At 49.8% G+C, this 11,167-nt stretch carries 8 protein-coding genes and 2 tRNA genes; 3 read left to right on the forward strand and 7 right to left on the reverse strand.

Annotated elements, in window-relative coordinates:
* Positions 1–109 precede the first annotated feature (109 nt).
* Together ACQ4MZ_RS09735 and ACQ4MZ_RS09740 are read left to right on the forward strand one after the other, a co-directional pair.
* On the forward strand, positions 110–610 hold the full coding sequence (locus ACQ4MZ_RS09735) for a Fur family transcriptional regulator (RefSeq protein ID WP_291204066.1): 501 nt from the start codon (positions 110–112) through the stop codon (positions 608–610).
* 78 nt (positions 611–688) lie between these two features.
* The gene (locus tag ACQ4MZ_RS09740; RefSeq protein WP_430844614.1) at positions 689–1,984 is read left to right on the forward strand and encodes an adenylosuccinate synthase; all 1,296 of its coding nucleotides are present in this window, start codon (positions 689–691) and stop codon (positions 1,982–1,984) included.
* A gap of 67 nt (positions 1,985–2,051) precedes the next feature.
* Here the strand turns inward: ACQ4MZ_RS09740 and ACQ4MZ_RS09745 are convergent, their stop codons facing one another.
* The 7 genes from ACQ4MZ_RS09745 to ACQ4MZ_RS09775 all read right to left on the reverse strand — a co-directional run bounded on the left by ACQ4MZ_RS09745 (position 2,052) and on the right by ACQ4MZ_RS09775 (position 9,702).
* Positions 2,052–4,994, reverse strand: coding sequence for a DEAD/DEAH box helicase (locus ACQ4MZ_RS09745; RefSeq protein WP_430844616.1), 2,943 nt, complete (start codon positions 4,992–4,994; stop codon positions 2,052–2,054).
* 234 nt (positions 4,995–5,228) lie between these two features.
* A complete protein-coding gene (locus tag ACQ4MZ_RS09750) occupies positions 5,229–5,999 on the reverse strand; it encodes an isocitrate lyase/PEP mutase family protein (RefSeq protein WP_430844618.1) in 771 nt (256 codons plus the stop codon).
* Between the two features lie 92 nt (positions 6,000–6,091).
* A complete protein-coding gene (locus ACQ4MZ_RS09755) occupies positions 6,092–6,904 on the reverse strand; it encodes a helix-turn-helix domain-containing protein (RefSeq protein WP_430844620.1) in 813 nt (270 codons plus the stop codon).
* Positions 6,905–7,005: 101 nt separating this feature from the next.
* Complete coding sequence (locus ACQ4MZ_RS09760) at positions 7,006–8,541, reverse strand: FAD-dependent monooxygenase (RefSeq protein ID WP_430844622.1); 1,536 nt, start codon at positions 8,539–8,541, stop codon at positions 7,006–7,008.
* A gap of 41 nt (positions 8,542–8,582) precedes the next feature.
* Positions 8,583–9,401: a helix-turn-helix domain-containing protein gene (locus ACQ4MZ_RS09765; protein WP_430844623.1), complete on the reverse strand. Its 819-nt coding sequence runs from the start codon at positions 9,399–9,401 to the stop codon at positions 8,583–8,585.
* A gap of 78 nt (positions 9,402–9,479) precedes the next feature.
* Positions 9,480–9,565, reverse strand: a tRNA-Leu gene (locus ACQ4MZ_RS09770).
* A 64-nt stretch (positions 9,566–9,629) separates the two neighbouring features.
* A tRNA-Gly gene (locus ACQ4MZ_RS09775) sits at positions 9,630–9,702 on the reverse strand.
* Between the two features lie 382 nt (positions 9,703–10,084).
* Here ACQ4MZ_RS09775 and ACQ4MZ_RS09780 point away from each other — a divergent pair.
* The gene (locus ACQ4MZ_RS09780) at positions 10,085–11,158 is read left to right on the forward strand and encodes a TerC/Alx family metal homeostasis membrane protein (protein WP_430844625.1); all 1,074 of its coding nucleotides are present in this window, start codon (positions 10,085–10,087) and stop codon (positions 11,156–11,158) included.
* Positions 11,159–11,167: the final 9 nt, after the last annotated feature.

The raw sequence follows: 11,167 nt of genomic DNA on the forward strand, positions 1-11,167 counted from the left end.
CTCCACAGTGTTATTGAATTGGTAATTAATGAGGTTAGCAGCACTATGCTTGCGAATGTGAGAGTGATTTAAGTAAAAAAGCGTATTTTCGCGCAAGATTATCAGAGATATGCCACAAGCCAGCAAACCAAATTTCGAGGCCGCTAAGAAAATTTTAACGGCTTACCTGGAAAACAAGGGACTTCGTAAAACGCCGGAGCGCTTTGCGATTCTCGAAGAGATTTACACCAGGGAGGATCATTTCGATGTAGATGAGCTGTATATCAGCATGAAAAACAAACGTTACCGCGTGAGCCGTGCTACGGTTTACAACACGCTCGACGTTCTGGTGGATTGCGACCTGGTTACCAAGCACCAGTTTGGCAAAAACCTCGCGCAATTCGAAAAATCGTACGGCAACAAGCAGCACGACCACCTGATTTGTACAGATTGTCATAAAGTAATGGAGTTCTGCGATCCGCGCATTCAATCGATCCAGAACATGGTAGGAGAGATGCTGAATTTCAGCGTAATGCACCACTCGCTTATTTTCTACGGAAACTGCAACAAGGAAAACTGCCAGAACCGCACGGAGGCACCGCGGGAGACTGCCGTTTACGAAGACAGATAATTATCACGATCAGGCCCGGTAATGCACCCATTGCCGGGCCACTTACACCATATTAAGTTTCAGTAATCCAATATTTGAATGAAAGTTGACGTACTACTTGGTCTTCAATGGGGAGACGAGGGAAAAGGAAAAATTGTGGATGTCCTGGCGCCACGCTATCAGGTCGTAGCCCGTTTTCAGGGTGGGCCTAATGCCGGACACACATTGGAGTTTGACGGTATCAAACACGTTCTGCACCAGATCCCGTCGGGGATTTTCCGCAGCGATATTCAGAATATCATCGGAAACGGTGTCGTGCTCGACCCGGTTGTGTTCAAAAGAGAGATCGAAGGTCTCGCGAAATATAACCTGGACCTGATCAGCAATTTGTTTGTATCGAAAAAGGCATCCCTGATCCTGCCAACCCACGCCCTGCTCGACGCTGCTTACGAGCGTTCGAAAGGTGATTCCAAGATCGGCTCGACTTTGCGTGGCATCGGCCCTGCTTACCAGGATAAAGTAGCCCGCCTGGGCTTGCGCGTAGGAGACGTTCTTTCTCCGAATTTCGCAGCCAAATACAAAAAGCTCGTTGATGCCCACAAAGTAATCCTCGATTTCTATTCATTCGATTACTCGGAAACATTGCCTGCTGCCGAAGAGAAGTTCTTCGATGCGATCGAGTTCATGAAGCAGTTCACGCTCGTGAACAGCGAATACATCGTGAATGGCGCATTAAACGAAGGCAAAACCGTACTTGCAGAAGGTGCACAAGGCTCATTGCTCGACATCGACTTCGGTTCTTACCCATTCGTGACCAGCTCCACGACCATGACCGCCGGCGCTTCGACCGGATTAGGCGTCGCGCCACGTCAGATCGGGGAGGTGTTTGGTATTTTCAAGGCTTACTGCACCCGTGTAGGAAGCGGACCGTTCCCTACTGAATTGAATGACGAAGTAGGCGAGAAGATCCGTCAGGAAGGACGTGAATTCGGTGCTACTACCGGTCGGCCGCGCCGTACCGGCTGGCTCGACCTGCCTGCATTGAAGTATGCGATCATGATCAACGGTGTAACGCAACTGATCATGATGAAGGTAGACGTACTGACCATTTTCGATAACATCAAAGTTTGTACGCATTACCGCCTCGCGGATGGTACTTTGACTGATCAGGTTCCTTACGACCTCTGCGACGAATCCGTTGAACCGGTCTACAAAGATTTCAAAGGCTGGCAAACATCGCTCGACGGCGTACGCGATTTCGACGCAATCCCTGCGGAGCTGAACGCATACGTGAAGTTCCTCGAAGCGGAGTTGAACCTGCCTATTACATTTATTTCAACCGGCCCTGACCGCGAAGCGCTGATCAGCCGTGAAGCTGCTGCTGCGGAAGCGTAAGGAACGAAAAGATAGAATATGGTACTGTCAGCCTGAGCGGCCCGGACCGCTCAGGCTGACAGTCGTTTTAAGACAGCAGATTCAAAACATCCTCCCGCGTCAGCGACTTGATAAACCCTTCCTCGCTCGAAATCAAATCATCGGCCAGCTGCTTCTTCGAGCGCTGCAATGCGAGAATCTTCTCCTCCACCGAGTTTTTGGTAATGAACTTATAAGTAAATACTGTCCGGTCCTGACCAATGCGGTGTGCGCGGTCTACTGCCTGTGCTTCGATAGCCGGGTTCCACCAAGGGTCGAGGATGAAAACGTAGTCCGCGGCTGTAAGGTTAAGACCTAACCCGCCGGCTTTCAGGGAAATGAGGAAAATCTTGATATTTTCGTCGTTCTGGAAAGATTCCACTTGCTCCTGGCGGTCGCGCGTGGCGCCATCGAGGTAGGCGTAGCTGATTCCCTTTTCATCCAGGTAATGCCTGAAAAGATCGAGGTGTTTAATATATTGGCTGAAAATCAATATTTTATGATCTTCGCTCATGACGGTTTGTAACTTGTACAGCACGTCTTCAAATTTGCCCGAATCATAGGCATAATCCGGATCGACCATCACCGGATGGTTGGCAAGCTGCCGGAGCTTGGTAAGGCCCTGCAGTACCACCAGTTGCGATTTCGACATGCCCTCCGAATCGATGCTTTGGAGGATGAGGTTGCGGTAATAGGCTTTCGCTTCCTCGTATGCCTTCTCCTGCTCGTCCGACATGTCACAATATTGAATGCTTTCGACTTTTTCGGGCAAATCCGTTGCAACCTGCGATTTTAATCTCCTTAATATAAATGGCTTAATGAGGTTATAAAGCCGCTTGGTCTTTTCCTCATCCCCTTTCTTTTCAATCGGGATCTGGAATTCGTCCCTGAAGAACGTTTGGCTACCGAGCAATCCGGGGTTCACAAACGACATTTGTGACCAGAGATCAAGCGTATTGTTTTCAATGGGCGTACCGGTCAGCACGAGCCTGTGCGCCGAATTGAGGCGTCTTACTGCCTTTGTAATGATCGAGCCCGGGTTTTTAATGGCCTGCGATTCGTCGAGGATCACATAGTTGAAACGGTAATCCTCCATGAGCTCGATATCCAGCCTGACAATCCCGTAAGAAGTCAATATCAGGTCATAATTATCAAACTGAGCGGTGTCTTTCTCGCGGTTCGTGCCCGTGTACAGGAGTACACGCATGTCGGGTGTGAACTTGCTGGCTTCCAGCTGCCAGTTATAGAGCAGCGAGGTAGGCATGATGAGGATCGACGGGCGATCCGCACCGCTTTCTTTTTCGGATTGCAGCAATGCGAGCGTCTGCACCGTTTTTCCCAAACCCATATCGTCGGCCAGGCAGCCTCCGAAGCGGTATTGTTTCAAAAAGCGCAACCAGTCATAACCCGTTTTTTGGTAAGGGCGCAGCAATCCCTGGAAATGCGCCGGCGATTCTGCCGGTTCGATATGTTGGAAGTTCCGCAAGTTTTCGAGCTTGCGGCTGATTACCGCCGTAGCAAGATTGTCCTCTTTCAGCTCCTGTACCAATGCCAGATGGTGCATTCGAAGGCGCAGCTGATCGTTTTCATGGCTACTTTCTGTAAAAGAGAAGAACTCCGAATATTTGGTGAACCACCATTCAGGGATCACCGCTATTTCGCCATTAGGCAGTAGAAATTCCTTTTTTCGGTGAAGGATGTAGTTCCGCAGTTGGATGAATGGTATTTCAAACTCGCCGAAAAGCACTTTGGCATTGATATCAAACCAGTCGCGGCCTTCCTGTATGGAGATATCCAGCGATGAATATCCCAGGAAATAGCGCTTGGTATCGGCGGTATTCTGCCGAACCGTGATACCGTGCTCAGCCAATGCGATCGCATTACTTTGCAACCAGCCAAACGCTTCCGATTTGGGCATCTGGATCTTTCCGTTACGGATGTTCAGGCCCATATCTTTCAAAGTGCGTACATGGGCACCTTCGACTTCGATATTCCTTTTAACTTTATTAAAAAAATACTCATTGCCTTTCTTCTCCATGTGTACGCTTGACGCATGCGCAAAGCTGTCGTAATGGAAAGAAAAGCCCGCATACTGGAACGATAATTCGAATGCGACGTCGTTGTCTTCTTCCTCCAGCACTTCCACATCCTCGTTATCCTGGAAGAGCACGGCGGATTTCTTCGGATTAGACGAATATTCTGAAATCGTAAGAATGGTTTTCGGTACGGACGACACGTTCCGGATCTCGAACCCGCGTGCTACTACATCATAGGAAGCAATGAGCGGCGCCACGAAACGGCCATAATATTGCTCCTCGACCTGTCCTGGAATGGCAATGAATTTCTTCGAAAGAAAAGGCTTGATTTTCTTCCCGTCGACATTACCCTCGAAATGGTAAAGATGCCCGTCGAGTACCAGCCAGGCGGGATCTTCGCAGATCAGGAAAGCATTTTTGTACTGAAATTCCAGCTTCTGCATCTTGTGCCGGATCGTCGGGAAGTAATGGGTATTATCCTCGTTCCGGATGAAATGGAAGCGGATCGTCGCTTTTTCAGATTCCCAGGTGACGGGCTTCCAGAGCGGGTTACCGTCGTTACCCATGATGAAAATGTCCTTACCCGCCAGCCTTTCGAGGATGCGCGATTTACAACTCTCGAGATAGCCGGCGATTGTTTCCTGAATGGCCTTGTCGCCTTTTTGGGGGTCGTAAACTTTCAGGAAGAAATCTACCGCATTCAGTTTCTTCGGATTGTATTTTTTGAGCACTGCGTCCTGCTGAATGTCGTCGATCAGCTTGACGAGCTCAAAATCCCTGGTATCCAGCCCGGAGCGGAACTCCTTGATGTTCTTGGAGGAAATGTTCTGGACCTGAAACGAAAAATCGCCCTGGCTGGTAAGCTGGACGACAAAGGCTTCGAAGATGTACCCCAGATACTCATGGTTAAGAATTGAATAGACAATTTTAAACGGCTCTGAGGGAGAAACTTTCATTAGGATATCGTTGGCTAAGATTCGTGTTGATGCCGAAGAAGCCCTTCCGTAAATCAGCAGGGATCTTTCGATTTGGGAAACTTCAAATATAATTTAAAACAACCCGAAAAGAAAGACCCATTTCGCCATTTCCAAAAAAATAGTATAGAATAAATTTGCGCCGGAGTTAAAATGTTTTCTACACTCCGGCGCTGCCTCTGTTTGGTTTAATTTAAAAGGTGCATGAAAGTAATGCTAGGAAAAAAGCGGTGCGAAACTCTGGGCTTCCACCACATTCTTTGCCAGGATGCTTGTTTGGGCGGTTACCTTATTGAAAAGGAACGGTCCCATACTGACCCTTTTAACATTCAGCGATTTTAATGTATTGAAATCGGGCAATGCAGGCATACACATGACATTCACGGGCAGGATGGTTTCGCGGGTAACAGCCTGAATATCCTCGGCCAATGTGATGCACGGCACGAAAATTCCGTGTATCCCAGTGTTTTCATAGATATTAATGCGGCTGATGGTTTCATCGAGTGCATTGGGTAACCCTAGCAGGAATGCGTCAGTCCTGATGTTGAGAAAAATTTTGACGTTTTCCCTTTCAAGCCGGTCGATGATTTCAGTCAGCAGTTGCCTGAATTCTTCGGTTGGCCGAAGCTGGCGTGTGGGTTTAGGCAGCGTGTCTTCCAGGTTTACGCCAACCACGCCGGCTTCGTACAACATTTTAATACGCTCGGCTATTCCCGCGGCGCTGTCGCCGTAACCGCCTTCAATATCGACCGTCAAAGGGATTTTAGCGGTTTCGATAACACGCCGGGCTACCCGGAGGATCATATCAAAGGGAAGGTTCTCACCGTCGTCGTAGCCGAATGCGGTGGCTAGGGCATGGCTCGAAGTCCCGATGGCCTTGTAGCCGGCGGCCTCAAAAATATGTGCGCTGTTGACGTCCCAAATGTTGCCCAATAAGAATGGTTCTGTTTGTTGATGAAGTTGCGAGAATGTTTCGAAAGTGTTCATAATCTGAAAATGCCCTTGTTTGAAATGAATTGATAGCACAAAGGTATTTCAGCTGTCAGGCCGGAAATTGTACAAACCGGAACGACCTGATTTTAATTGATCAACATTTGATTGACGGCCGAAAGATTGTTCAGGTAGGCCGATGGCGTAAGTCCGGTAAAAGATTTGAAATCCCTAATAAAATGCGACTGATCAAAGTAGCCCGCGTCGTATGCAATGGATGTGAGCGGCAATTTGTTTTCTCCGATCAGTTTGAGGCTGGTTTTGAAACGATGGATCTTGTCGAACGACTTTGGCGAAAGACCGGTGTGCTGGTAAACCAGTTTATGCAGATACCGGGTTGTAATTCCGAACGTGCCGGCAACCCGGCCGATATTGTTCTCTGTAGGATCTTTGGCAATGCTCGTCAGAATGCGGGCTACTTTATCCAGCCGGTCTTGCCGGCGCGAGGCCCGAGTGAGCTTGCTGGCGAAAAAGTTGTCGAGCAGGGTAATGCGCATGTCTATCGACTGCGCTTCCAGTAATCGGCCGTGCAAATCGCGGATATCCCCGCCCATCACATTCGTCAGGTCGGAAACCTGATCGTTGAAAATCCCGATCTCGTCATCGATCGCAAACGGGGTGCCATGAGTGAAAAAGCGCACTCCGAGCATTAGATGAGCCCCCGACGATCTGATCGCCAGCGGCCGGGTAATTTGTCCCCAAAGTTCGATGGCCGGGTTTTTACGAAAAGCATTATCCTGAAAAGATTCCCAGATTCCACCGCCGAGGTTGAAGATCACCTCCGTATTGCCGCTGGGGAACACGGTATCCTCATAAGCCGCATTATCCGAGGAGGCAAACTGGTAGTAATGCCGGATGTAAGGGGCCAGCGCCTTTGCCGGCTGGAAATACTGGAATTCCATTTGGATACCTATTTACTGGGTCATTTTGCCTTTTTGAACACATCGCAGGCAGGTAAATATACAAGGGGTGAAAGAGCGGTAATTGTATGAAAAGGAACAAATCAATGTACTGTAACATTCCAATACTGGCGGAGAATTTGGGTTAAATGCACGGTGCTATTGGCGCTGCTATTGGAGACCCACGCGAGAATACCGTCCGGGCGTATCAGCAGGGCGCTTAAATCAAGCTGATCTTTGACGCGGCCGCAAATGTGCCAGACCCGTCCGCCGTATTCGTCTGCCAGTGTTTGGAGCGAAGGATTTGCATTAAAATCAAGCAATATCATCAGGCCGTCGTGCATCAGTTCACCGATTTTAACACCATTTTCAAACTCGAAATTCGGAACACTCCGGCCGACGAGGGGATGGTCACCGCCAAGATCGTAGTGCATATGAATGCCCCAGACCTTGCCCGCCATGTAAGTAGCACCATCACGGGTATTGATCAGGTCGCGGAAAATCGCGTACAGTGCGCGTGCATGGGGGGCGGGGTGCATAATGGCTACCTGCGCGCGCGACCAATCCAGAATCTGTGTGCCGATCGGGTGGCGCTCGGTGTGATAAGTGTCGATCAAACCTTCCGCTGCCTGATCCTGAACGGTGGCCGCGAGTTTCCAGCCGAGATTCATGGCGTCGCCCAGTCCCAGGTTAAGCCCCTGGCCGCCCAACGGAGAATGAATGTGTGCGGCATCGCCGGCTAGCAATATCCGGCCGTTGCGGTAGCGGGTGACCTGGCGGGCGCGGTCTGTCCAGGTAGTGGCGGTGTGCAAGGTATTAATCGTTACGTCGGTGCCCGAGACGCGCCGCAGCACTTCCTGAATATGTTCGCGCGTGATTGGCGTTTCGGAGCTGTGAAACGCGCCGCCATCGAAGTCCTGAATGAGCACGTATCCTGGCTGCGACTGCATGTACATGCCAGTGGGGGTTACATTACGGCCAGGACGGAGTTTTTCAGGATCTGAGATGTCAATGAGTGTGGTGTAGCCCGTGAACTCCGGTTCGGTACCGGCGAACTCAAAGCCGCCCATTTTACGGACAATGCTGCGGCTTCCGTCACAGCCGACGAGCCATTTCGCCCGAAAGGATTGATTAGCCGACCAGACTGTTACATTTTCGTCTGTTTGAAGGAGATCGGTAACCGGAAGTCCGCGTCTGATTTTCACACCCAAAGCTTCAGCACGTCGAGTCAGGATCATTTCAAGCTCTGCTATTTCGGAGATCAGACTTGTTTCAGGTGAGCCAGGAAGGCGGTATTTCCATTGGGAGGTGTCGATATTTCCCTCGTAAAATGGAATGCCGGCAAAATGCCCAGCCTGGCGTTGCACTCCTTGTTCAGGCGCGGTATGCGGATTTTTGAGGCGTTTGCGGATTTCCAGCTCCGCGAGCAGGCCGCGGCGGTAGAGTGCCTCGATAGTGGGCGCCGAGAGCCCTCGTATCCCGAAAGGCAACTGTTTCAGCCGTGAATGAGGGTTTTCGGTCTTTTCAAGGATTAGAACCGAGCATCCCGCTAACGCGAGCTCGCAGGCGAGGAACAGGCCTACAGGTCCTGCGCCGGAAATGATTACGTCGTGTATGGGGTGATTGGTTGTAGCTTTCATATTTGAATGATTGAGCTACAAAATTCAGTAATGCCCGCTGCTCAGGCTTGTACAAACGCGACAAAATCATTGCCTGCGGCGTGTTTCCGTTCTTTCGCATTTCGGGCGAATGCAGCAGGCGTCGTGCCGCTATACCTTTTGAATTCCCTACTCAAATGCGCCTGGTCGGTGTATCCCAGTTCGTGAGCCAGGCCGGCGAGGTTGGACTCTGGATGGTGCCAAAGCTGATTTCGAACCTGCTCAAATCGTATTAAGCCGGAGACGTCTTTCACCGAAAAACCGGAAGAGCGTTTGAATTTCCGCTCCAATGTGCGGACTGTTGAATGTGCGGCCATGGCCACATGGCTTACCGGGATGGTGCCATTTGCGTTCCGCATCGCCGCGCCCGCTTTGGCCAGCATACTGTCCACAGCAATTTGCGATCGGATGTGGAGGAAGTATTGTTCCAATTCAGCCATGATCCCGTCGATCCGCCCCGAGGCCATCAGAGGAGCAAGCCTGGCTTGAAGCTGTGCTATGGAATGCACAAAGACATGTACACCGTTTTTTCCGGAGGGTGGGAAACCAAGCAAATCGAATACCGTCCAGGGGAAGCACCTTACGCCAATGATCTCCAAGCGGCCTTTTGTTTGAAAAACAGCAGGCTGATTGAGAAGGCCCATCAAAAATGGGGAAGGGAGCGGTTGCAAGTTGCCACTTACGGAAATGTAGTGAAGATTTCCAAAATAGAAGATGATCTCCGCGTATCCATCCGGCTGGACCTGGAATGTAGCTTCCTGGTCTCCAAATTGGCGATGATCATACCAAAAGCATTTGATGGTATCCCGAAGTACCTCGGGTGGTCCAAATTCCTGGTGCATGCTGCAAGATAGCGCACATGAGTAGGGAGCGCAACAAAAAAGGAGCTGCGATTGCTCGTAGCTCCTTGGGAAATTCAGTACCGGGGACGGGAATCGAACCCGTACGGGCGTTTCGGCCCACAGGATTTTAAGTCCTGCGTGTCTACCAGTTCCACCACCCCGGCAAAGCCAGGTACCGGTACCAGTGAAGAGAAAAAAAGCACCGTCTCCGGTGCTTTGTTCTCTCTGAGCGAAAGACGGGGTTCGAACCCGCGACCTCGACCTTGGCAAGGTCGCGCTCTACCAGCTGAGCTACTTTCGCGTATTTTTCATAACCGTTCCCGATTATTGTGGTGCAAATGTAGGGACGTCTGGTATTTGACGCAAGCTTTTGAAGAAAATATTTCGTAAAAAAAATGCGCAGAAACATTAACAAATTGTAAATCAATAAGTCATTGCTGAAATTTTTTCTGACCCCAAAACGGCGCAGGAGGTGGATGGAAGCGGTTTGCCTCTCAAAAGTGTTTATCCTTCCGAAACAGATGTAATGTATGCTTCATTTACCGTCCGTCAGTTTTCGCCTATCCACTTCATATTTTGCTTACCTTTGCCTCCTTTAACCCGCGTAGGCTGGGGCTGCTCCGCTGGGATGGCCCGGTTTTGGTAAGAGTCGGCCGGTTCTTTCAAACTAAATTTGCTTGTTCATGTTTTCCAACGAAGTGCTGTTTTTTGGAGGTTTTATTCTGGTGATCAGTGTAATGCTGCTGTTAGATCTGGGCGTTTTCAACAAAAAAGACCATGTGGTCAAGTTTGGTGAAGCGGCTGCCTGGACCGTCGCCTGGATAGCGCTCGCATTGGCTTTCTATCTGGTCATCAATACACATGGCGACCTGGTGCATGGCATGGACAATTATGAGCAGCTCGAAACCATAAAAAACAAGTACGCGCCGCACTTGAAACTCATCCCCGGCGATTTTCAGGAAAGCCTCGAACTTTACCGGAAAAACATGTCGCTGGAATTTATTACCGGCTATTTGCTGGAATATGCGCTTTCAGTCGACAATATTTTTGTCATCATCCTGATCTTCTCGTCGTTTGGTGTCCGGCCTAAATACTTCAAAAAAGTGCTTTTCTGGGGCGTTTTGGGGGCGATTATCATGCGTTTCATATTCATTTTCGTGGGTTCGGCGCTGATGCAGCGTTTCGAATGGATCATTTACATTTTCGGCCTGTTGCTGGTTTATCAGGGAGGTAAGATATTCTTCGAAGGAGGAGAAGAGGAGAAAATCGATCCTGCGAAACACCCTGTTGTAAAATTCGCTTCCAAATACCTGCCCGTGTTCCCGCGCTACGTGCATGAGCATTTCTTTGTATTAAAAAAGGGTAAATGGCTCGTGACGCCACTTTTTGTGGTGGTGCTGATTGTGGAATTTACCGACCTGATCTTCGCGGTGGATTCGGTGCCGGCGGTATTCTCGGTTACCAAAGATCCTTACGTGGTATTCTTCTCGAATATCTTCGCAATCATGGGGTTGCGCTCGATGTTCTTCTTCCTGAGTAACATTATGGGACTCTTCCGCTTCCTCAAATACGGTTTGGGCGTATTGCTCGTTTTTATCGGCAGCAAAATGCTGGCCCACCATTACCTCGAATCTATCGGGTTTAAAACGGTGTATTCGCTGTACGTGATCATCGGTATCCTGGCGGTGAGCATTCTGGCGTCGGTGATCGTTCCTGAAAAAAAGGAGGTCGAAGACGAGGTCTTATCCAATAGTTAGGCGTGGGGC

The sequence above is a fragment of the Dyadobacter sp. BHUBP1 genome (genome assembly GCF_050587785.1).
Taxonomy (GTDB): Bacteria; Bacteroidota; Bacteroidia; order Cytophagales; family Spirosomataceae; genus Dyadobacter.